The following is a 21,889-nucleotide window of genomic DNA, read 5'->3' as shown; positions in this document are numbered from 1 at the left end:
GACGAGGTAGATAGGTCTGGAGTGGAAGCGCAGCAATGCGTGGAGCGACCAGATCCTAATCGGTCGAGGGCTTAACCCATTCACGCGTGGCACCGGTGAATCGTTGCTGTTATCTAATTTTCAGGGTGCAACTCATGTTTGCTCAGCCGCTCGCACTGACGCTTACAGGCGGCTTCGCAAACAGGACGTGTACCAAGAAACTTAAGCAACATTCAGAGTGGCCAAGCACTCTGTATGAACGGAGAAGTGAATAAGAGAGGGAGTGTGTCCGACGTGGCCTGCAAACGCAGTGCGAGACACGAAGGGCACAGTCCTGAACGGTCTGGTGACGATAGCGGAGGGGACACACCCGTTCCCATTCCGAACACGGAAGTTAAGCCCTCCAGCGCCGATGGTACTTGGGGCGAAAGCCCCTGGGAGAGTAGGTCGTTGCCAGGCTGGTACAAATCAAGCCTCGTGATTTTTTCACGGGGTTTTTTTATTTTTTGTAAAGCCTATCCATTTCCCTTGTCTTTTAGGCTTGTTTAGCTAGTTGGAAAAAAATAAGTGTTGATACCAGTCCAAATCCAACGTAAAGGACACAAGTTATGGACAAGGATACACAGTGAATATCCCCCTCCATACAACGGGTCAGACCAACCTGTTTCAAATTCCAGCTTCATTTCTCATCCCCCATATCCAATCATTATTATCTCAAGTTGTGGGCGCAGACTGAACAGGTTCTTCTTGGCGCCTAGCTGCCCGTTGGCCTTGCCTTAGTAGGCAGGGGACCAAACCTTGCCCTGCTTACTTAACCAATTTTCTCAGCATGCAACCGTCTGCCTCTCTTGTTTCCGTTAAAGGCTAGTCTAACATACCATTTGTACAACTGTCTGTCAGAGAATAGAAGTTCTATTTTGTCCAAAAAAAGACGCGGGATACCCGTGCGGAACCCGCATCATATGCCTTGTTTGGTTTTATCACATCGCAGGACCCTCAACTGCGAATCACATTTTTCAAATCGTCTAAACTAAGAGGTGGCGCAAACAGGAAGCCTTGACCTGCCTGACAGTAATGGCGGCGCAAAAAACGCAGTTGTTGAGGTTTCTCAATGCCTTCAGCTATTACATCCAAGTCAAGATGACGGGCCAGATTAATGATGGTTTTAACGAGGGCATCCCCTTTTTCCGTGCCGATCTGCTGAACAAAAGTGCGGTCAATTTTTAATTCTTGCAAGGGATAATGACTGATCCGGCTCAGGGAAGAGTAACCGGTGCCAAAATCATCAAGGGAAACGCGCACACCAAGTTGATGAAGGTCTTGTAACTGCCGGGCCGCCTGATCCGTGTGACCAAGCATGGTTTCCGTTACTTCCAGGGTAAGTTGTGACAGCTGAAAGCCGGTTTCCTGGGCAATATGTAAAATCAACTCAGGCAAGTGTTGCTGGTAAAACTGGCGCATCGATAAGTTGACACTGAGATAATAACCCTGTTCCGCTGTCAGTTTGCCCATCTCCCTCATGGCTTGGGTCAGCACCCATTCCCCCAACTGTATGATAAAGCCGGATTTTTCAGCCACTTCTAGAAACACCTTGGGAGAAATGATTCCCCAGCGGGGATGACGCCAGCGCAACAACGCTTCAAACCCCAGCAAAACTTTGCTGCGCAAATGAACCTGTGGCTGGTACAAAAGAAAAAATTGTCTCTGTTTCAAACCAGTCACCATTTCCTGCTCAAGAACAAAAGGATTGGGTTGAATGTCAGCATGCCAGTCAAACCATTCCACTTCGTCACTTGATTTTTCCTTAGCCAAATATAAGGCGAAGTCTGCCCGGCGCAAAAGTTCCCGCACACTCCGGCCATGTCGGGGATAGAGGGCTGCCCCCATGCTGGGCCAGACTGTAATCCGGTAACTCTGCAGTTCAAACGGCCTCCTGAAGGCACGTTTAAGGAGGGCAAGCTTGCGCTTCAGTTGGCTGTGATCCCCTATCCCAGGCATAAAAATCAGAAATTCATCTCCGGCAAGCCGGGCCAAGAGGTCGTTACTCCCCTTCACTTCTTGCAAACGCTCAGCCACCCTTTTCAAGAGCAGGTCCCCTGCTTCATGCCCCAAAGCATCATTAACCTGTTTGAACTTGTCCAGGTCAATCAACACCAAGGCAGCTTGGTCACCAGCTTGGCCAGATGCAATCAATTCATGAATCTTCTGTTCGGCAAAGCGTCGGTTACCGATTCCGGTCAGCGGGTCCAGCATGACCAGGCTTTCCAACCGCTTTTTTTCCGTAATATCAAAGCGGATCGAAACATATTGCTCCGGCTTGCCATTTTTCCCTAGTAGGGGCACGATGGTCGTATCCACCCAGTACAACTCTCCGTTTTTGGTCCGGTTACAGACTTCATCCCGCCACACTTTGCCTGAACTGATCGTGCGCCACATTTGTCGGTAGAAAGCAGGGTCGTGATAGCCCGATTTTACCAACCGGTGATTACTGCCCACCAGTTCATCCCTGCGATAGCCTGAGATCTTCACAAAGGCATCATTGGCATAGGTGATCGTGCCCCGATGATCTGTGATGACAATAATGGCCGCCTGATTTAAGGCTTGTTCCAAAGTTCGCAACTGCTGCCAATGTTTCTGCAGATTTGCAGCTCTTAAAGCTTTGGAATCAAACATGGTTGGTTACCTCCGTCATCTCCTCAAACCCAATCCAAATGTTTCTCATATACCGTTCGATCACATTATACAAAATCCAAGCCCAAACTGAGTATAGATTTGGTAATGGCAGATTTGTCCCGTGGCGCATCTTTTCCCAAGACCCGGAAGGAAGATGAGCAGATATAACGAATAAAGAACCAGACTTTGACCCGGTATTGACTGATTTGACAGCACGCTTGCCTGATGTCTGATGCTTGGTGGAACCACTCAAGCCCGATATCTTGTTTTGGATAGGTCAAACAAATAAAGGTGTCCTTGCGGTAATTTTTTCTGACTAAGCGGATCATGGGATGATGATCCATCTCTCCCGCTAAAGCAGAGGCGTTGATGCAAAAAAGGCTTACGCTTAACTCCATTGTCCTTTCTCGCCCGCCTCCTGTCAAGGGTTGCTTGACAGCAATCGCGATGCGAAGGCTGCGCCGCCCCTTGACAGCCTGTTGGCGAAAAAGGAAGGGATAACCAAGGGGCAAAGCCTTTCTCTCACCGCTTCGTGGTGCCTTTTGGGGTAGATTTTAATATAAGAGATCAGTTTCTGTTCGGTAAGATTTTTTTATGAGTTGACACGCATCCATCTGACATGGCCCTTATATCAAGAAGAAAATGATCAAAAAGTAAAGCACCATTAACATCAATCCAATAGGCATACCGATGCGTGCCCATTCTTTACTTGATATGTTTAATTTGTTTGCTGCGATAATGTTGGGGATATTGCCAGGAATAAGCATTCCGCCACTGATTAGGAGACCTAGCAAGATCGCTCTGACAGTCAGCTCGTTCATGGCAGGGCTGATCTCGGCTGCGGTTAATGTGGCATTATCGAGCACGGCGGAAATCATGTTAACCCAGTATAGAAGCTTGGGGTCTAAGCCGGTTAAATACTGGTCAATAAATGGGTGAAATCCGTGTCCAAATAATGTCAGGCCCATGACAAACAAGTAAACTTTCACAGCCCGCACAATAATCTCGCTGTACGATTCTGCCACCGCTTCAGAACGACCGTGGTCATGACGTTCAGGATTGACTAACAGCACAGTTAACCAGCCGAGGATGACGATGGCCGTGAATACATCAGTTCCGATTAAATGCAGCAGATAGCCAAAATTTTGATCCAGTTTACTAATGGCTATGGTTGACAACGGCTCACCAATGGGCGTTAAGGCAGCCCCCAGCCCAATTGAAAAACAAGCCAGAATGACAAATCTTAGTTCTGTGTGACGGTCAAGCTGGATAACAGAGACAATGGCGACGAGCACAAGGGAAGCCACGATCGCTGTAATCACACTGGAAACCAAACCAAGCAAAATGACCACTAGGGCTAAGAACAGCCGGTACGGAATGAGAGTAGCAATACGGGATATGCCTTTTTTCAACGGGGTTTGCCCCCACTTAAATAACATTCCGGCCGCCAATACAGTTAAAGAGATATAGACAGGATCTTTTAATGCCTTGGCCAACAAAGACGGATTGAAAACTCCACTGACCATAGACGCAGTAAGCCCCATGACCAGTAGAAAAATTTCCAAGTTTCGCTCCACAACTTTAGCCGTAAAGGGTAATATTAGAACAAGTATTAAAATCACCACTAATCCAATCATCGGCTCTGTCCCCTTTTTTTCATAATATCTATGATTCTATATCAAAAAGATACCACCCCTACTGAATCGCTCATATACTCAGGTGAATCATGGGTTTATGAGCGATTTGTTTACCTAATGACTGTCGAACTCGGGTAAGGAATTCCAACGGAATATTCCTAATCAAAATTTTTATATTATTGAAACAACAAAATAATTTATTATATAGTAGAAATATACTGATATATAACAGATGGTTGAGAGGAGCCTGTTTATGGGGAAAGCAGCGGAAATTTTGATGATCACCGATTCGAGCGCGAATTTGAAACATTATGCTGAAACTTATGCCAATTGGAGCTGGGATGATGTAGACCAAGTCTTTACGTGGTCAAAAACAGGTCGTGTCAACATTGTACATGAGGCAGTGGACCGTCATGTGGAAGAGGGATTCGGAGATCAAATTGCGCTCCTTTATACTGACGGACAAGGCCGAGATGAACAGTACACATTTGCAGACATGAGCCGTCTGTCCTCACAGTTTGCCAACGGGTTAAAAAAGTTAAATATTAAGAAAGGTGATCGCGTATTCATTTTCATGCCGCGCTGTCCGGAAGTGTATGTGGCCATGCTGGGCATTGTACGTATTGGAGCCATTGCCGGACCACTGTTTGAAGCGTTTATGGAAGCAGCTGTAAAAGACCGGCTGGAGGACAGCGGAGCGGTTGCTGTTGTGACCACGCCTGAGCTGGTGGGGCGTATTCCTGCAGCAGAATTGCCTGCTTTGAAGCACATTATTTTGGTTGGTGCCCAAGAAACCACTAGCCCCAATCAAGTTTTGTATGAGGACCTGATGCAGGTCAGTGGTGAACATACCATTGAGTGGGTTGACAGAGAAAGTGGCATGCTTCTCCACTACACTTCCGGTTCCACTGGAAAACCGAAAGGCGTCTTGCATGTTCATGATGCCATGCGACATCAGTATGTGTCAGGCAAATTTGCTTATGATTTAAGAGAAGGAGATATTTATTGGTGTACAGCAGATCCGGGGTGGGTGACTGGGACATCTGCAGGAATATGGGCACCTTGGCTTAATCGTGTGACAGTCGTTCTGAGAGGGGGCAGGTTCAAACCGGAAGATTGGTACGCCACGTTGGAAAAATTTAAAGTTACCGTATGGTTTAGTGCCCCAACAGCGTTTCGCATGTTGATGGGCGCAGGGGATGAATTGCCCAAACGGTATGATTTGTCTCATTTGCGCCATATTCTCTCCGCTGGTGAGCCGTTAAATCCGGAGGTGATCCGCTGGGGATTGGACATACTGGGCTTAAGAATTCATGATAACTGGTGGATGACAGAAACAGGTTCTACCATTTGCAGCAATTATCCTTCTATGCCCATCCGCCCCGGCTCCATGGGCAAACTTTTGCCGGGTATACAAAAATACAATCAATATTTTAAAAATGGGTGGTATATCTCAGGTGATATGGCTTACAAAGATGAAGACGGATACTTCTGGTTTAGCGGACGGGTTGATGATGTCATCAATACCTCAGGAGAAAGGGTGGGCCCTTTTGAAGTGGAAAGCAAGCTGGTGGAACATCCGGCAGTGGCCGAAGCGGGTGTGATCGGCATTCCTGATGAAGTCCGGTAAATAAAAGAATAAATACAATACATGTTTGTCTGAAACAGCGCCACAAGCTGTTTTTTATTTTGGTATCAGGGAGGTTCCTAGATATTTGAACCAAAGTAATGCATCAAAGCATCAGGGAGATGTTTTTGCCAAAATCCCCAAATATGCTTGCCCTCTTTTTCCAGATAGGTGAGGTTAGCTCCTTTTTGTTCAAGGACTGATTTGGCCCGGCGATTCCAGTCCAAAAAGTTAAAGGTGCCCGCGTGCGTTTCCACTTCTGTTTCTTCTGTGCCAATCAGCATCCAGATATTCAGCCAACCCAAATCGGAGGCTCTCGACAATTCAGCTAAGGTTGGGTTTAAAAAGGCTCCGGAAAGGCTAATGACATATTGGAACCAGTGGGGATGATCAAGGGCCATATGTAAAGAGACCGTTGCCCCAAGGGAATCCCCCAGCAAGATGCGGTTCATCCCATTTTGTCGCAGCGGGTAACGGGATTCTATAAATGGACATAACTCCTCCACAAAGAAACGTTTATATGCTTCATTGCGGGAACCCAGCGGAGAATATTCGCTGGAGCGCTTCTTTTTATCTACATCAACCCCAACGATAATGATGGGTTCCATTCCTTTTTCAAGTATGAGATAATTAGCGATGGTGGCGATGCGGCCATACATGAAGGCATCTTGTCCATCCTGGGCATACACGATAGGGTAAGAGATCAATTCGTTATAGCCGGGCGGAAGAAAGATGCGTACGGAGCGCTCCTCATCAAGGTATCTGCTACTGATAGATTCTTTGATGACAGTACGTTTGAGGTAGTTTTTGTCACTCATGAGGGATACTCCTTTGTTGATTTAGTTACTATTATTTTATACAATGACAATACATCATTTCCATGGTATAGACAAAAATAAAGAAAGATGTATCAAGTTTAAGGGGTGAGAGTATGAGTAAACAATTGAAGCCTATTCGAGCCGAAAAAGTAGAGACCATTAGAGTGCTCGATGCAGACGGGAAGGTTATCTCTCCCGATCTGGAGCCCAAACTGAGTGATGCTGAGTTGCGTGAACTGATGAGACGCATGGTGTTTACCCGTGTATGGGACCAACGGGCCATCAGTCTCAACCGTCAGGGACGCTTGGGATTCTATGCGCCTGTAGCGGGTCAGGAAGCTACAATGATTGGATCCCAATTTGCTTTGAAGAAGGAAGACTTTATTCTGCCCAGCTACCGTGACATACCCCAAATCGTTTGGCATGGTCTTCCGCTGTACCAGGCTTTCTTGTATTCAAGAGGACATCAGCATGGGGGACAAATTCCCGAAGATGTGAATGTTTTGATGCCTCAAATCATTATTGGTGCTCAAATCATTCAAACAGCAGGCGTGGCACTAGGTTTCAAGAAAAAAGGAGAAAAACGTGTAGCCGTGACATACATCGGAGACGGTGGAACGTCTCAAGGGGACTTCTATGAAGGGATAAACTTTGCTGGTGCTTACCATGTGCCTGCTGTATTTGTGATTCAGAACAACCAGTACGCCATTTCCGTTCCGGTTGAACTGCAAACCGCTGCTGAAACTTTAGCTCAAAAAGCAGTGGCAGCCGGTATTCCAGGTTACCAGGTGGACGGGATGGACGTGTTAGCCGTATACACCGTGATGAAAGAAGTAGTGGAAAAAGCCCGTAACGGAGAAGGGCCAGCCTTGATTGAAAGCTTGACGTATCGCTACGGTCCGCATACGATGGCTGGAGATGACCCAACCCGTTACCGCAGCAATGAAGAGTTAGATGAATGGGAGAAAAACGATCCGCTGATCCGCTTCCGTAAATATCTGGAAGCCAAAGGGCTCTGGTCTGAAGAAGACGAGAACAAAGTGATCGAAGAAGCTAAGGAAGAAATTAACAAGGCTCTGAAGCAAGCGGATGAAACAGAGAAAATGACCATTCCGCAATTGATCGACTCCATGTTTGAAACACTTCCTGCTCACCTTGAAGAACAAAAAGCAGAGTACGAGAAAGCGGGGGAATAAAACATGGCTCAGATGACAATGATTCAAGCCATTAATGATGCTTTGCGCGTGGAATTGGAACGCGACGAAACTGTCCTTGTGTTCGGTGAAGACGTTGGAAAAAACGGAGGCGTGTTCCGTGCGACAGACGGATTGCAAAAGCAGTTCGGAAAGGAGCGCGTCTTTGATACACCGCTGGCTGAATCCGGTATTGGTGGACTAGCTATCGGACTTGGCCTCACTGGTTTCCGTCCCGTCATGGAAATCCAGTTTTTTGGTTTCGTGTTTGAAGTGATGGACAGCATCGCCTCCCAAATGGCGCGGATGAGATACCGTTCCGGCGGACGTTACCACAGCCCCATCACCATCCGCTCACCGTTTGGTGGAGGGGTTAAAACACCTGAATTGCATGCGGACAGTCTGGAAGGACTAATGTTACAAACACCTGGCCTGAAAGTAGTCATCCCCTCCAACCCTTATGACGCCAAAGGGTTATTAATCTCTGCTATCCGGGACAACGATCCGGTGGTCTTTTTGGAGCACATGAAATTATACCGTTCTTTCCGCGGTGAAGTGCCGGAAGGTGAATACACCATTCCAATCGGAAAAGCGAACATTGTTAAAGAAGGTGAAGATGTCACCATTATCACCTATGGTGCCATGGTGCACACCTCGCTGAAGGCTGCTGAACAGATTGAAAAAGAGCGGGGAGCCAAGGTTGAAGTGATCGACTTGCGCACCATCAGTCCGATCGACATTGACACCATCGTTCAATCCATTGAAAAAACAAACCGGGCCATTGTCGTGCAGGAAGCGCAAAAACAATCTGGCGTTGCTGCTGAAGTCATCGCCCAAATTAATGAAAAAGCCATTCTGCACCTTGAAGCCCCGGTTCTGCGCGTCACAGCCCCGGACACTGTCTATCCGTTCGGTATGATCGAAGATAAGTGGCTGCCTGATCCAAATCGCGTCGTCAAAGCCATTAATCAGGTCTTAGATTTCTAATTTAAAAGGAGGTACGACTTGTGGCCGTCTTTGAATTTAAACTCCCCGAACTGGGGGAAGGCATTCACGAAGGTGAAATCATCAAATGGCACGTTCAACCGGGTGAAACGGTGGAAGAAGACCAGATCATTCTGGAAGTGCAAAATGACAAAGCAGTCGTGGAAGTGCCTTCACCTGTCAATGGAACCGTTAAGGAAATCGTTGCGGAAGAAGGGACAGTAGCTGTAGTCGGTGATACATTAATCACTTTTGAAGTAGAGGGAGATGTGCCGGAGCAAAACGATGAAGCTAAAGAGGAAACTGGGACAAAGCCGGAAGCGAAGCAGACTGAAGCGGACAAGCCGGCAGAAGAGAAAGGAGACAAAGAGACAGCCCCTGCCGCCCAACCTGCTGCTTCCCGCGAGGAGCGCATGAAAGTTTTAGCCATGCCTTCCGTGCGTAAATATGCCCGGGAAAAAGGGGTAGACATCACCCAGGTGAAAGGCAGCGGGCCGAATGGCCGCATCACCCGTGAAGATATCGATGCTTATCTGGCTGGTGGCAAAGCGCCTGCCGCTGAACAAAAGGCGGCTGCAGAAGAAAAGCAGGAAACTGCAGTGCATGCCGCCAAGCCAGCCGTTAGAGGAGAACGTTACGAAGAGCGTGTTCCCCTGCGTGGCATCCGCAAAGTGATCGCCCAGGCAATGACCAAGTCTGTCTATACAGCGCCGCATGTCACAGTGATGGACGAGGTCAATGTCAGCAAGCTGGTTGAATTAAGGCAAAAAGCCAAACCACTCGCAGAGAAAAAGGGTGTTAAATTGACTTATCTGCCGTTTATTGTCAAAGCAGCCGTGGCTGCCCTGCGTGAATTCCCACAGTTGAATGCCTCCATTGATGACGACAAAGAAGAGATTGTGTACAAGCATTATTACAATATCGGCATTGCCACTGACACGGAAAATGGTCTGCTTGTTCCTGTTGTGGAAGATGCGGACCAGAAGAACATATGGCAAATTGCCGCTGAAATCCGCGACCTGGCCACCCGCGGCCGGGAGGGCAAACTGTCCCGTGAGGAGCTGACCGGCAGCACCTTTACCATTACTAACATTGGTTCGGCCGGAGGCATGTTCTTCACACCGGTTATCAACTATCCTGAAGTGGCTATTTTGGGAACAGGCCGCATTCAGGAAAAGCCAGTGGTTGTTGATGGAGAGATAAAAGTGGCTCCGGTGATGGCACTGTCCTTAAGCTTCGATCACCGTTTGATTGATGGGGTAGCCGCACAGCAGTTTGTCAACTATGTGAAACAACTTCTGGAAGATCCAGATATGTTAATCTTAGAGGCATAATGGGGGTGACCAAACATGGTTGTAGGTGAATTTGGCAAAGAAGTGGATGTGCTGGTGATCGGTGCAGGCCCGGGTGGATATGTGGCTGCCATCCGGGCAGCCCAACTGGGCAAGAAAGTGACGATTGTGGAGAAAGACAAACTGGGAGGCGTCTGCCTCAATGTGGGATGTATTCCTTCCAAAGCTTTGATTTCGGCAGCCCATAAGTATGAACTGATGAATGATGACCAGGGCATGGGCATTACAGCTGAAAATGTGACAGTGGATTTCGCCAAAGTGCAAGAATGGAAGCAAGGAGTCGTTCAAAAATTGACCGGTGGTGTGGAAACCCTGCTTAAAGGGAACAATGTTGAAATCATTCAAGGCGAGGCTATTTTTGTCAGCGAGGATGAAGTACGCGTCAACCGCGGCTATGAATCAGAACGCCTCAAATTTAACCACTGCATCATTGCCACCGGTTCCCGTCCTGTTGAGCTGAAGCCTTTCCCGTTTGGCGGCCGGATTATCTCTTCTACTGAAGCGCTCGCGTTGAAGGAAATTCCTAAAAGCATGGTGGTGATCGGCGGGGGATATATCGGCATTGAGCTGGGGCAAACCTTTGCCAAGTTTGGGACCAAAGTGACCATCCTTGAAGGTGAAAATCAGATTCTACCCACCTTCGAAAAACAAGTGGCCCAGCTGGTTCAGAAAAACCTTAAACGGCTCAATGTCAATGTGGTTAAAAACGCCATGGCCCAGTCTGCTGAACAAGATGAAAACAGTGTAACCGTCACCTATAAAGTGAAGGACAAAGAAGAAACCATTACCGCTGACTACCTGCTGGTCACTGTGGGACGCAAGCCAAATACTGATGAACTCGGTTTGGACATGGCTGGGGTTAAAGTGAATGAGAGAGGCTTAATAGAAGTGGATGAGCAGTGCCGCACCAGCAATGAACGCATTTTTGCCATCGGCGATGTGGTAGCTGGCCCTGCATTGGCTCATAAAGCCTCTTATGAAGGGAAGATAGCGGCTGAAGTGATAGCTGGAGAGCCCAGCGCTGTTGACTACAAGGTTATTCCGGCTGTGGTGTTCTCCGATCCTGAAATCGCCACTGTGGGACTGACAGAAGCAGAAGCGAAGGAAGAGGGTTATGAGGTGTCAGTAGGCAAATTCCCGTTTGCTGCCAATGGCCGGGCCCTTTCCGTCAACGCAACCGATGGTTTTGTTAAAGTGGTGGCCAATAAAGAAAACGGCGTTATATTAGGGGCCCAGGTTGTGGGTATGGAGGCTTCGAATCTTATTGCTGAGCTTGGACTGGCCATCGAGATGGGCGCCACACTGGAAGATGTTGCCTTGACCATTCACGCTCATCCCACACTGGGCGAGATGACCATGGAAGCGGCTGAAGTGGCCCTTGGGCAACCCATTCATATGGTCAAATAAAGACACCAATCTGAAATTGATAGTGAAATAAGCATGTCTGTTTGCCGTGACCCAGCTCACCAAATTAAGCCAATTTCCTGTCACCCTCATAATCGCATGAGTTTATGATTAAACTAACATCAACCTAAATACATCATAAGCGAAATGAGGGTGACAGACGTGGAGAAGAAAACCAGAAGCGGACAATCGGACGAATTGTATAAAGCGGAGCGTTTCAACAGCAGGGCCTTAATGGAAGCCTACAATAACGTTGTGGATGATGCTGGCGCTGAGTTTGCGGGTGAATTAGGGGTGGTGGATGAGGACACTTTGGAAGCCTCTCCCCACAGCGCCTTGTTATACACCCATAAACAAGCCATGGATGCTTATCGTGAAGGAACGGTTGAGGCCCGGCGGAAATACAATCAAAAGTCATGAATAATACGGTTACAAAAATAATCGTACCATTAGTACAGCTCCATCCCCTTGCTGATTCCCATAAATTCAACACTGAAAAACCATCATGCTATAAAAGAAAGGCACTATCGGGTTCGATAGTGCCTTTTCCATTGGCAGACGAGGTTGTGAAACATATCAAACTGCCTCAACAAGCTGCCTTAACGGTAACGTTTGGCTCCCAAATAACGTTGGGACCAATACGATGTGGTCATATTGCTGATCGTGACCCCCGTTGATGTGCCGCTATGGATAAATTGATTGTTGCCTAAATAGATTCCAGCGTGGGACGGACCGCTGGTATATGTCTCAAAGAACACAATATCACCGGGTTGGGGACTGGAAACTGAGGTCCCAGCGCTCCAGATGGAAGCCACTGTCCGGGGCAAATTAATGCCTTGGGTCCGAAAGACATATTGCAAGAAACCGCTGCAATCAAATCCGGTAGAAGGTGAAGAGCCGCCCCAAAGGTAGGGTGTGCCTATATATTTTTTTGCTTCATTAATCAGGGAGGAGACATTTAAACCTGAAGACGTGGAGCCAGACTGCCCGGTTTGAGACGGCACTTTTAATACTTGTCCCACATAAATGGTGTCAGAGGTGAGCTTATTTAATGCTTTTAATTGATTAACACTCGTGTTGTACTCCCGTGCTATTTTCCACAGGGAATCACCTGGTTTGACTGTATAGCTGGTGGCTGATACCGGTTTGGACTCTACTGTGACACTGGACTTGGAGGCATTTGTGCTAGAAGTAGGACCGGGGATCTTTAATACTTGTCCGACACGAATAAGGTCAGAACGTAGGTTATTCACAGATTTAAGTTGAGCAACCGTGGTATTGTAGTTTCTGGCAATTTTCCAGAGACTGTCACCTGGCTTCACGGTATAAGTGGCAGCCTGATATGTACTTGATGATCCTCCCGAACTGGAGGTATGTCTGTGAGGAGGAGCAATATACAGGCGTTGGCCTACATAAATCGTACTGGATCTGAGATTATTCCAGGCCATAAGCTGCTCAATGGTGACCTGATACTGACGGGAAATTTTCCACAATGAATCTCCCCTCTTAACGGTATATGTTCCTCCACTCGCCTCTGTATCTTTGGAAAAGGCAGCAAATGCAAGGACGGCGCATGCAGAAGCTGTAACTACTTTTCTCCTCAACCCAATCACCTCTTACTTAGTTATCTATTATTCTCGAATTTTTATTCTATATTTCGATAGTTTCCTCTACGTAGAAGTATTTTAATATAGTATCGCTAATTTTTCACCCCTTAAAAATTTACGGATACACAATATATCACCTTTAATGGAAAAAATAAACTTATCCATACAAAATAAATATCCATATAAAATCCTTGTCAAGTTTTTTTAAAAGTTTTTGAAGTCTGTGGCCCGACAAAAAATGAGGAGCCGCCGCTAAACGCTAGCGGCTCGTTAAAATATTAATGATCTCCATGTAAGTAGCATTGGATGGGATGTGATACTTGCCTGAGCGGATGTTTTTGTCCACTCCCAATTTGCGAAACAGTTGGAGCACTTCGCGTTCATTCCGGGCCAATCCTTTTTCTACGAGCTGGGCGGCAATATCCGGGCTGGTCATACCAGGCTGAATGGCAAGCTCAACCATTTCCTCGGGGGATTTTGTTTCACCAGCTTGGGGTTCAGATTCGGTCTTCTCCATTTCAGACGCTTCAGATTCGTTCTCTGTTAAGTGGGCAATGAGCCTTTGTTGCGCATGGTCGTCGAGGGCCGCATTAAACTCTTCCTCCGTCATGATGATATAGCCATGTTGCTTTGCCGCCTTTTGAATATCATCGATATGGTTTAAAAATAGCTTTTCGTCCCAGTTTTGGGCAGCGGAACGGTCATCTGTGCTCAAGGATGTCTGAGCCGGCGCCCCTTCTGTCCATTTTTGAAACATGAACCAGCTCCCAATGAGCAGCATAAAGACCAGGGCGACGTTTATTCCCCAAACCAGACGTTTTTTTGTGTCATTTCCTATGTACTGCAAGGAGACGATCGACCAGGTTAAGTTTTCAAGCTTAAGCTGCACCTGATAAAGCTCACCTTTGTGTTTTAACTTGACTTTGAAAAGCAAATGTTGGCCGGCGTCCTCAATTTCTTCTATCGTACTTTTATGCAGCTGTTTGGTCATCACTTGCTTCAGGGCTTCATCACTGGAGGGAAGGCCAGACAGTGTTGAACGCCATTCATCACAAATGTCTTCAGTAAAAATTTCCGATGTCAAGGACGGATATTGATATGTATCAATGACTTTCTTTAATTCCTTTCCTAATGCTTCCAACCACATTTGGTTCATTGCACTAGCCTCCATTGGCGCAATTTTTTGCTGTTTGTTAAATGCTTCGCAAAGGAAAAGGATAACTTGTTTATTATAACTTTAATTACGATAGTATTTTTGACTAAGAATAGTATAATATAAATAAAGGCTGAACCATAGCCTTATTGGACAAGCTAAGACTTGTCCGTACATAATTTAGGCCCAAAGGAGGATGTCTAAATGCCAAGAGGTGCCACAGAAACCAAAACTTTAAAAGTTGGCGACAAAGCACCTGATTTCACTCTGAAATCTCATACGGACGAGACGATTACTTTGTCTGACTTTTTGGGTAAGAAAAATGTGTTCATTGCTTTCTATCCCTTAGATTGGACCCCTGTTTGAGGTGCGCAAATGCCTTCATACGAGGATGATCTTCCTCGTTTTGAAGAGTATGATACCCAAGTTTTGGGTATTAGCGTTGACAGTGTTTTCTCTCATAAAGCATGGGCCAAATCCCTCGGAGGCATCACGTATCCTTTACTGGCTGACTTCTATCCCCACGGTGAAGTGTCCAAGAAATACGGCGTCTTCCGTGACAATCCCGATGAATCCGCTTATGGAGCCAGTGAACGTGCCTTGTTTATCATTGACAAGCAAGGGATCATTCGGTTCATCGATGTTCACCCCATTGATGAGCAGCCGGACAACGAAGAATTGTTTGAGGTCTTGCGTAAGCTCGAATCCTAAGCCGTTTGCTTCCAAAATGGAGTGGCATATACTAGAGGTATATGCCACCTTTTTTTGTACTTTTATTTACTATTTTTCCTGTCATTTGTTCTGGCGGGGCCTTCCAGCCTAAACTTTGCTTAATGAATTTTTGTGCTTGCAGGACATGTCATAATGTTGCTTGATGCGTAGTGTGAAGCTGGAGTTAGACTCTTCCTGTACCTTTTGTTTTTTTACGGCGTCGTTTTCTTTTTCCTTTTGTTCTGACCCTGGATCTTTTCCGCTTTGGCTTAGGTTTTTCCTGTTTAACTTCCATTTCTTCTTCATCATCAGTTAATTCGGTCAAGGTATCATCATCGCTAAAAGAATCTGTACCGTTCGTTAGCCCCTGCACCAATTGCAACAACGGACCGGCTTGTTTAATGACGGAGCCTAATTGGTTAAGCACCCCAATCCATTTTTGAGCGTTGCTCATAAGGCCTGGCAAGTCAAATGAACTCCCGCCCATGAGCCCCTGTAATAATCCTTGCAGTCCTCCGGTTCCTGGAGGTGAGGCTCCGGGGGCGGATGGACCTTGAAAAGGAAACCCCGGCACTTGAGAGGGTGGTGAAGGGGATGAAAAAGGCGTAAAAGGACCTCCTCCTTGGGGAGGCATATTGGGAGCACCAAAAAACGGGCTAAGGTTTGGTTGCGGTTGTGGCGGTTTAGCTCCTTGCATTAAAAATCCAATCGGTTGGCCTGCCGGATGACGGGAAAACGGTGGCAAGCGATGCCCCTTTATACGTGGATAAGCCATGCTGTTCCCCCCTTTACGAGAGCACTTCTCTACATACTTGTATGTTTGGATGCTGACAAGTGTGAGGGGTCTGATCCAAGATAGGCACAAGTGGAAACACAAGGGGAAAAACTACAAATGAAGATCAGTTTGGGCTATAATAGGAAATAATGAACAAATGGTCGAAAAAAGAATGCTAGATGGAGTTGAGAACGTGAAAAAAGAACATGTGAAAATTTTCGCTTTAGGCGGGTTGGACGAAATAGGAAAAAATATGTATGTGATTGAATATAAGGATGAAATTGTGGTGATCGACGCCGGATTAAAGTTTCCGGAGGACGATATGCCTGGCGTTGATTACATCATTCCCGACGTTTCTTATCTGGTGGCCAACAAGGACAAAGTTAAAGGTATTTTCTTAACCCACGGCCACGAGGATCATATCGGCAGTTTGCCTTATATCATGAAAGAGATTAACGTTCCCTTATACGGTGAAAAACTGACTCTGGGCCTGGTGCGGGCTAAGCTGGAAGAGGCAGGACTGTTGCGTCAAGCTAAACTGATCCCCTTCAGCAACCGCGATCAGGTTAGATTTAAACATTTAAACGTTTCCTGCTTCAGAACCAATCACAGCATTCCTGATTCAATCGGCATTGTCGTGGATACACCGGAGGGGCCGATCGTGCATACTGGGGACTTCAAATTTGATTTTACCCCGGTGGGCCCCAAAACAGATTTTGCCAAAATAGCCCGGTTGGGTAAAAAAGGAGTCTTGGCGCTCCTTTCGGACAGCACCAACAGTGAGCGGGAAGGGTATACCGGTTCCGAGCAAAAAGTAGGAAACGCGTTGTTTGACATCTTCCAGCAGGCACAAGGACGCATCTTGTTTGCCACATTTGCTTCCAATGTTTATCGCCTGCAGCAGGTGGTAGACGCAGCGGTACGCTACAACCGCAAAATTGCGGTATTTGGCCGCAGTATGGAGAAAGTGTTTCAAATCGGTCAGGAATTGGGTTATATCCGTGTACCTAAAGGAACGTTCATTGAACCGGATCAAGTGCAAAGAATGCCAAAACATCAAGTGGTGATCATCTGTACGGGCAGCCAGGGAGAATCAATGGCCGCCTTGTCCCGTATCGCCCGGGGACAACATCGCCAAATTCAATTGATTCCCGGTGATACGGTGGTGTTTTCTTCCTCCCCCATTCCGGGCAACACCTTAAGTGTGAACAGGATTATCGATCAATTGTTTAAATTGGGGGCTGAAGTGATTTACGGCAATGAGTTTGATATCCATGCCTCCGGCCATGGCAGCCAGGAAGATATGAAACTGATGCTTCAACTTTTAAAACCAAAATATTTTATTCCCATTCACGGTGAATACCGCATGCTGGCCAAGCACAAAGAGCTTGCCGTACAAGTTGGCGTGAAGGAGAAGAACTGTTTTGTCATGGAAAACGGTGATGTATTGCACATTAACCGGGAAGAAGCTTTTATTGGTGAGAAGATCCCGGCTGAAATCATTTTGGTTGACGGGCATGGAATCGGTGATGTGGGCAATATCGTCCTGCGGGACCGTATGAAATTGTCTGATGACGGCCTGATTATCATCGTCATGACGATAGATATGAAACGGTTTAAACTGCTGGCCGGGCCAGATGTGATTTCAAGGGGATTTATATTTGTCCGTGAATCAACAGACCTCATCGCGGAGACAGAGGGGCGAGTGAAAAAGCTGGTTGAACAACTGTTGGAGCAGAGGGTGAAAAGCTGGGCTAACATCAAGGCCCAGGTGATTGATGACATCGCACCTTTCATCTATAGAAAGATCCAGCGGCGACCCATGATTATTCCGATCATCATGGAAGTGGATAAGGCCAAAGTTGATCAAGAAAAAGAGACTGCACCATCCCAGACGTATAAAAAATAGAACCAGTTTTTAGCACAGGTAGAAGAGAAAGAGTGTGCCTTATTAAAAGAGGGTGGATTTTATCCTGGGAGGGGATTAAGATGCCGGGGGCCTGGCAACAATTTATTTTTCAACCGCTCGGTGGGTTTATCATTGTCTTGGCGGGAACGTTGTTGTTGTTTGCTGAGGTGCTGGTCAAGGGGCGGTTGGTTTTTGGCCTCTTAGGATTGGGCGCCATCAGCCTTTACTTTATGGCTCATATACAGGAAGGCCAGATGATGTGGATGGGCATTCTGTATCTGGCCGGTATTATGTTGATTATGATTGATGGCAAGTTTGTGGGAGATGGAACCATTGCGGCCATTGGCTTGATTTTAATGCTGGTGGCTTTAGCCTGGCCTTCTCCCTCAATTCTGTACGGTGTTGGGGTTGCCATTGCTTTTGTGCTCGGTGCTGCCGGTTCGCTCTTGTTTCTTAAATTTTTTCCCCGCAGGGAAGTGTGGTCTAAATTAACGTTGAAAGATTCCCTTTCGAGTGAAAAAGGTTATAACGCCTTAAATGAAGGGTATAAACAATTAGTGGGGAAGGAAGGGATTGCTCAAACCGATTTCAGGCCGACAGGGACGATTAAAATTGAAGGAAAGCTGTACAGTGCCACCACGGAAGGGATTTGGGTGAAAAAGGGGACTCGTCTCAAAGTGGTTAAAGTCAGCGGCACCCACATTCTGGTGCAAGCACAAGACGAAGAAGATTAGGGATAAAACAAGCTCAAAAAATAAAGACAGTATTAAACAATAATTACTTTAAAACGGTTTACATTTTGAAAGTAACAAAAAACTGCGATATAATGTATAAGGGGAAGCGGTAATGGCTGACGGTTTTTCGGGAGATGATAAAGTGGGGAAGGCTTGTCCTTCCTTGCTTTATCTATAGATCATACTACATATGATGTGAAGGAGGAGATTGTATGTCTAAGCATGAATTGCCTGCCTTACCCTATCCTGCAGATGCACTGGAGCCTCATATTGATGCCCAAACCATGGAAATTCATCATGGACGTCACCATCAGACGTATGTGAACAAACTGAATGAAGCCCTTGAGGGTCATCCTGAATTGCAGGAGAAAAGTGTGGAAGACTTAATTAAAAACCTGGATGCTGTTCCGGAAAGCATCCGGACTGCTGTCCGTAACAATGGCGGCGGTCATGCTAACCATACGTTGTTCTGGCAAATTATGAGCCCCAACGGCGGTGGAGAGCCCACTGGAGAACTGGCTGAGGCGATCAACAAGAAATTTGGCAGCTTTGAAAAATTTAAGGAAGAATTTACCCAAGCTGCTCTTAATCGCTTTGGAAGCGGTTGGGCTTGGCTCGTTGTAAACAACGGTGAATTGGAAGTAACCAGCACCCCGAACCAAGACAATCCGCTGATGGAAGGTAAAACACCAATTTTAGGCGTAGACGTATGGGAGCATGCATATTACTTGAAATATCAAAACAAACGCCCAGATTATGTTAAAGCTTTCTTTAATGTCATTAACTGGGATGAGGTGGCAAAGCGCTATCAAGCTGCTAAGTAAGGGATGCACAATGTTCTAAACTAACAGATGGCCTGAGGGAAGCTCCCCTCAGGTTTATTTTTACAGTTTGAGATAGGTTTAAGCGGACTTTATGTAACCGAGGAGGGATATGGTGAAAGCGATTGTCCACTATGGCGCCCCGGGGTGGGAAGGTTTACAAGTAATGGAAATGGAGGAGCAACAGCCGCAGCCAGGACAGGTGAAAGTCAGGCTGAAATCGGCTGGTTTAAATCATCGTGATATTTGGGTGCTGTACCGGCATCAACCCGATGCTCCGCCTATTATTTTGGGCTCTGACGGAGCGGGTATAGTGGAAAGCGTGGGAGAAGGGGTTCAAAATGTTAAACCCGGTGACGAGGTGGTGATCAATCCCAGTCTGGGTTGGCCTGAAAAAAGTCCGGCACCGCCTGAGGGATTTGAAATATTGGGCTTACCTGATCACGGCACATTTGCTGCAACTGTTGTCATTCCTGCTGAAAATGTGGAGCCCAAACCTGCCTACCTAACCTGGACTGAAGCCGGCGTCTTGCCATTGGCTGCCTTGACTGCTTACCGTGCACTGGTCACCCGTGCCCAGGTGACGAGAGGCCAAACCGTCTTAATTCCCGGTATTGGCAGCGGTGTGGCCACATTTCTGCTGCAGATGGCCAAAGCGCTGGGGGCAACGGTGTATGTCACCTCACGCAGCCTAGCTAAACGGGAACAGGCCCTAGCCTTGGGGGCAGACCGGGTAATAAGCACTGAAGGGGACTGGAACAGTCAGCTTAACGGGGAGAAGGTGGACGTGGTCATTGAAAGTGTTGGCCGAGCCACGTTCCAAAAATCCTTGGACCAATTAAAACCCGGTGGCACACTAGTCATTTTTGGAGCGACGGCAGGGGATGAAGTCGATTTTAATTTAAGGACTTTCTTCTACGGTCAATACAATTTGTTGGGTTCAACGATGGGCAGCGCCCAAGAATTCAGGGAAATGCTGCGTTTTGTTGAACAGCATGGCATCCGGCCAGTTGTGGATAAAGTTTTCCCATTGGACGATGCCTATCATGCTTTTAAACGTATGGATGAAGGAGAGCAATTCGGCAAGATTGCATTCAGTATCGAAAGTTAACTGAACAGCATCCTTCAGAATAAAAGGGGAGTCCCTAAGGCAGACTAATGGCAGACTTAGTCTTAGAAGGGGACTTCCAATGCATCGCGTTGAGAATTGGCAGCGGTTGAACAAGGTTCATAAAGGACATTACATTCACCGCATTTTATTTGGGGAAACGGATGTCAGTACAGATCTGAAACTGTTGTTAGTCATTGGAGGGCTGTACGCATTAAGCGTGGCCCTTTCCAACACTTTTGTCAATGTCTATTTGTGGAAACAAAAAAGTGATTATATCACCATTGCCTTATACAACCTGTTTATTGTGATTGCTCAGCCGATTGTCTTCATCCTGGCCGGGCGCTGGGCCAAACAAGTGGACCGGGTGATTGTCCTGCGCCTCGGTGTTTTTTTTCTGTCCTTCTTTTTCTCTGTTGTTTTGTTACTGGGAGAGCAGGCGAGTCAATGGGCAATTCTGTTGGGCGTTTTGCTGGGGATTGGGTTTGGTTTTTACTGGCTGGCCTTTAATGTGTTAACGTTTGAGATTACAGAACCCAAGACCAGAGATATCTTTAACGGTTTTTTGGGACTCTTAAATTCATTTGCCGGCATGATCGGCCCTTTTTTTGCCGGCTGGCTGATTACCAGCATGGCTGAAACAACAGGCTATACAATGATTTTTACCATTTCCCTGGCCTTGTTTGTCCTGGCAGTTGTGCTGAGTTTTTTTCTGAAACGCCGTGCGGCCCAAGGGCGCTTCCTCTTATGTTCCGTTTTGCGCTGGCGGGAGATTTCGGCTGACTGGCGCAGGATTCTCCTGGCTAATATGGCCCAAGGCTTAAGAGAAGGTTCTTTTGCCTTTCTGATCACCATCTGGATTTTTGTGGCCACCGGGACAGAAATGGCTCTGGGAACCTTTGGTTTAGTCACCTCTGGGGTCTCTCTCATTTTTTACTATGTTGCCGGCCGTCTGGTTTCCCCTAAACATCGCCATAAAGTTATTTTATTATCCGCTGTAGTCTTGTCTCTGGCCGTGTGGATTATTGCCTTTGAGCTCACGTTTGCCCGGCTCATGACTTACGGTGTGATCATCTCAGCGGCTTTCCCGCTGTTGATGGTTCCGTTTTTGTCTATGACTTATGATGTAATCGGCAGGGCCAAAAAGGCAGCAGAATGGCGAATTGAATATATTGTAGGGCGTGAGTTGTTTTTAAACGGGGGGCGCATCCTGAGCATTTTGGTTTTTATTGCTGCTGTGTTGTTATTTCATCCTAAAGAGGCTCTACCCTATTACATTATTGTTGTTGGCAATGCCCAGTTATTGTTATACTATTTTATCCGTAATGTAAGTGATTAGTCCCCTTCACTTTTCTTGGCAAGCGGCTCTGTGATTCGGTAAAATGAAAGATAAAGGGAGAGGAG

Annotated in this window: 19 protein-coding genes and 1 rRNA gene; 13 read left to right on the top strand and 7 right to left on the bottom strand. The window is 46.8% G+C overall.

Going from position 1 to position 21,889, the window contains the following annotated elements; translation table 11 throughout:
• The first annotated feature begins 321 nt into the window (after positions 1-321).
• Positions 322-438: ribosomal RNA gene (gene rrf / locus IEW48_RS06285) — 5S ribosomal RNA — on the top strand.
• A 537-nt stretch (positions 439-975) separates the two neighbouring features.
• On the opposite strand, the gene IEW48_RS06280 is transcribed toward rrf, so the two are convergent.
• The 3 genes from IEW48_RS06280 to IEW48_RS06270 all read right to left on the bottom strand — a co-directional run bounded on the left by IEW48_RS06280 (position 976) and on the right by IEW48_RS06270 (position 4,289).
• Positions 976-2,652, bottom strand: a complete 1,677-nt coding sequence (locus IEW48_RS06280; protein WP_188623064.1) for a putative bifunctional diguanylate cyclase/phosphodiesterase — start codon at positions 2,650-2,652, stop codon at positions 976-978.
• Between the two features lie 65 nt (positions 2,653-2,717).
• Entirely contained in the window at positions 2,718-3,164 is a 447-nt protein-coding gene (locus tag IEW48_RS06275) for a hypothetical protein (RefSeq protein WP_188623063.1), read from the bottom strand.
• A gap of 114 nt (positions 3,165-3,278) precedes the next feature.
• The gene (locus tag IEW48_RS06270) at positions 3,279-4,289 is read right to left on the bottom strand and encodes a DUF1646 family protein (RefSeq protein ID WP_188623062.1); all 1,011 of its coding nucleotides are present in this window, start codon (positions 4,287-4,289) and stop codon (positions 3,279-3,281) included.
• A 253-nt stretch (positions 4,290-4,542) separates the two neighbouring features.
• On the opposite strand from IEW48_RS06270, the gene IEW48_RS06265 reads away from it, so the two are divergent.
• Positions 4,543-5,919, top strand: a complete 1,377-nt coding sequence (locus IEW48_RS06265) for an AMP-binding protein (protein ID WP_229703964.1) — start codon at positions 4,543-4,545, stop codon at positions 5,917-5,919.
• A 77-nt stretch (positions 5,920-5,996) separates the two neighbouring features.
• On the opposite strand, the gene IEW48_RS06260 is transcribed toward IEW48_RS06265, so the two are convergent.
• Positions 5,997-6,734, bottom strand: a complete 738-nt coding sequence (locus IEW48_RS06260; protein WP_188623061.1) for an alpha/beta hydrolase — start codon at positions 6,732-6,734, stop codon at positions 5,997-5,999.
• Between the two features lie 113 nt (positions 6,735-6,847).
• Between IEW48_RS06260 and pdhA the strand changes: the two genes are divergently transcribed.
• From pdhA to IEW48_RS06235, 5 genes are all read left to right on the top strand, one after another.
• Positions 6,848-7,930 (top strand): pyruvate dehydrogenase (acetyl-transferring) E1 component subunit alpha, encoded by a 1,083-nt coding sequence (gene pdhA / locus IEW48_RS06255; RefSeq protein ID WP_188623060.1) that lies wholly within the window; start codon positions 6,848-6,850, stop codon positions 7,928-7,930.
• Positions 7,931-7,933: 3 nt separating this feature from the next.
• The gene (locus IEW48_RS06250) at positions 7,934-8,914 is read left to right on the top strand and encodes an alpha-ketoacid dehydrogenase subunit beta (RefSeq protein WP_007505016.1); all 981 of its coding nucleotides are present in this window, start codon (positions 7,934-7,936) and stop codon (positions 8,912-8,914) included.
• A 20-nt stretch (positions 8,915-8,934) separates the two neighbouring features.
• On the top strand, positions 8,935-10,245 hold the full coding sequence (locus IEW48_RS06245) for a dihydrolipoamide acetyltransferase family protein (protein WP_188623059.1): 1,311 nt from the start codon (positions 8,935-8,937) through the stop codon (positions 10,243-10,245).
• Between the two features lie 15 nt (positions 10,246-10,260).
• A complete protein-coding gene (gene lpdA / locus IEW48_RS06240) occupies positions 10,261-11,670 on the top strand; it encodes a dihydrolipoyl dehydrogenase (protein ID WP_188623058.1) in 1,410 nt (469 codons plus the stop codon).
• A 159-nt stretch (positions 11,671-11,829) separates the two neighbouring features.
• Positions 11,830-12,087 carry a hypothetical protein gene (locus IEW48_RS06235; protein ID WP_188623057.1) on the top strand — a complete coding sequence of 86 codons (258 nt, stop codon included), beginning with the start codon at positions 11,830-11,832 and terminating at the stop codon, positions 12,085-12,087.
• Positions 12,088-12,266: 179 nt separating this feature from the next.
• Here IEW48_RS06235 and IEW48_RS06230 read toward each other — a convergent pair whose 3' ends face one another.
• Together IEW48_RS06230 and IEW48_RS06225 are read right to left on the bottom strand one after the other, a co-directional pair.
• Positions 12,267-13,271, bottom strand: coding sequence for a C40 family peptidase (locus tag IEW48_RS06230; RefSeq protein WP_188623056.1), 1,005 nt, complete (start codon positions 13,269-13,271; stop codon positions 12,267-12,269).
• Positions 13,272-13,533: 262 nt separating this feature from the next.
• Positions 13,534-14,430, bottom strand: coding sequence for a hypothetical protein (locus IEW48_RS06225; protein WP_188623055.1), 897 nt, complete (start codon positions 14,428-14,430; stop codon positions 13,534-13,536).
• 201 nt (positions 14,431-14,631) lie between these two features.
• On the opposite strand from IEW48_RS06225, the gene IEW48_RS06215 reads away from it, so the two are divergent.
• Positions 14,632-15,138, top strand: a complete 507-nt coding sequence (locus IEW48_RS06215) for a peroxiredoxin (RefSeq protein ID WP_229703963.1) — start codon at positions 14,632-14,634, stop codon at positions 15,136-15,138.
• A 184-nt stretch (positions 15,139-15,322) separates the two neighbouring features.
• Here IEW48_RS06215 and vrrA read toward each other — a convergent pair whose 3' ends face one another.
• Positions 15,323-15,913, bottom strand: coding sequence for a VrrA/YqfQ family protein (gene vrrA, locus IEW48_RS06210; protein WP_188623053.1), 591 nt, complete (start codon positions 15,911-15,913; stop codon positions 15,323-15,325).
• A gap of 172 nt (positions 15,914-16,085) precedes the next feature.
• Between vrrA and rnjA the strand changes: the two genes are divergently transcribed.
• From rnjA to IEW48_RS06185, 5 genes are all read left to right on the top strand, one after another.
• On the top strand, positions 16,086-17,822 hold the full coding sequence (gene rnjA / locus IEW48_RS06205; RefSeq protein ID WP_188623067.1) for a ribonuclease J1: 1,737 nt from the start codon (positions 16,086-16,088) through the stop codon (positions 17,820-17,822).
• 80 nt (positions 17,823-17,902) lie between these two features.
• Positions 17,903-18,556, top strand: coding sequence for an NfeD family protein (locus IEW48_RS06200; protein ID WP_188623052.1), 654 nt, complete (start codon positions 17,903-17,905; stop codon positions 18,554-18,556).
• Positions 18,557-18,768: 212 nt separating this feature from the next.
• Positions 18,769-19,380 carry a superoxide dismutase gene (locus tag IEW48_RS06195; protein ID WP_007505000.1) on the top strand — a complete coding sequence of 204 codons (612 nt, stop codon included), beginning with the start codon at positions 18,769-18,771 and terminating at the stop codon, positions 19,378-19,380.
• Between the two features lie 112 nt (positions 19,381-19,492).
• Complete coding sequence (locus tag IEW48_RS06190) at positions 19,493-20,488, top strand: zinc-binding dehydrogenase (RefSeq protein ID WP_188623051.1); 996 nt, start codon at positions 19,493-19,495, stop codon at positions 20,486-20,488.
• 79 nt (positions 20,489-20,567) lie between these two features.
• Positions 20,568-21,824, top strand: a complete 1,257-nt coding sequence (locus IEW48_RS06185) for an MFS transporter (RefSeq protein ID WP_188623050.1) — start codon at positions 20,568-20,570, stop codon at positions 21,822-21,824.
• Positions 21,825-21,889: the final 65 nt, after the last annotated feature.

It is taken from the genome of Caldalkalibacillus thermarum (assembly GCF_014644735.1).
GTDB lineage: Bacteria > Bacillota > Bacilli > Caldalkalibacillales > Caldalkalibacillaceae > Caldalkalibacillus > Caldalkalibacillus thermarum.
The sequence above is the reverse complement of the archived record's forward strand: the minus strand, read 5'-3'. Positions and strand labels throughout refer to the sequence as shown.

Excerpts from the sequence above, each read along its gene's own strand:
- IEW48_RS06195 (WP_007505000.1), top strand. The coding sequence starts at position 18,769 with ATGTCTAAGCATGAATTGCCTGCCTTACCCTATCCTGCAGATGCACTG.
- IEW48_RS06250 (WP_007505016.1), top strand. The coding sequence starts at position 7,934 with ATGGCTCAGATGACAATGATTCAAGCCATTAATGATGCTTTGCGCGTG.
- rnjA (WP_188623067.1), top strand. The coding sequence starts at position 16,086 with ATGCTAGATGGAGTTGAGAACGTGAAAAAAGAACATGTGAAAATTTTC.
- lpdA (WP_188623058.1), top strand. The coding sequence starts at position 10,261 with ATGGTTGTAGGTGAATTTGGCAAAGAAGTGGATGTGCTGGTGATCGGT.
- vrrA (WP_188623053.1), bottom strand. The coding sequence starts at position 15,913 with ATGGCTTATCCACGTATAAAGGGGCATCGCTTGCCACCGTTTTCCCGT.
- IEW48_RS06265 (WP_229703964.1), top strand. The coding sequence starts at position 4,543 with ATGGGGAAAGCAGCGGAAATTTTGATGATCACCGATTCGAGCGCGAAT.
- pdhA (WP_188623060.1), top strand. The coding sequence starts at position 6,848 with ATGAGTAAACAATTGAAGCCTATTCGAGCCGAAAAAGTAGAGACCATT.
- IEW48_RS06185 (WP_188623050.1), top strand. The coding sequence starts at position 20,568 with ATGCATCGCGTTGAGAATTGGCAGCGGTTGAACAAGGTTCATAAAGGA.
- IEW48_RS06200 (WP_188623052.1), top strand. The coding sequence starts at position 17,903 with ATGCCGGGGGCCTGGCAACAATTTATTTTTCAACCGCTCGGTGGGTTT.
- IEW48_RS06225 (WP_188623055.1), bottom strand. The coding sequence starts at position 14,430 with ATGAACCAAATGTGGTTGGAAGCATTAGGAAAGGAATTAAAGAAAGTC.
- IEW48_RS06280 (WP_188623064.1), bottom strand. The coding sequence starts at position 2,652 with ATGTTTGATTCCAAAGCTTTAAGAGCTGCAAATCTGCAGAAACATTGG.
- IEW48_RS06260 (WP_188623061.1), bottom strand. The coding sequence starts at position 6,734 with ATGAGTGACAAAAACTACCTCAAACGTACTGTCATCAAAGAATCTATC.
- IEW48_RS06270 (WP_188623062.1), bottom strand. The coding sequence starts at position 4,289 with ATGATTGGATTAGTGGTGATTTTAATACTTGTTCTAATATTACCCTTT.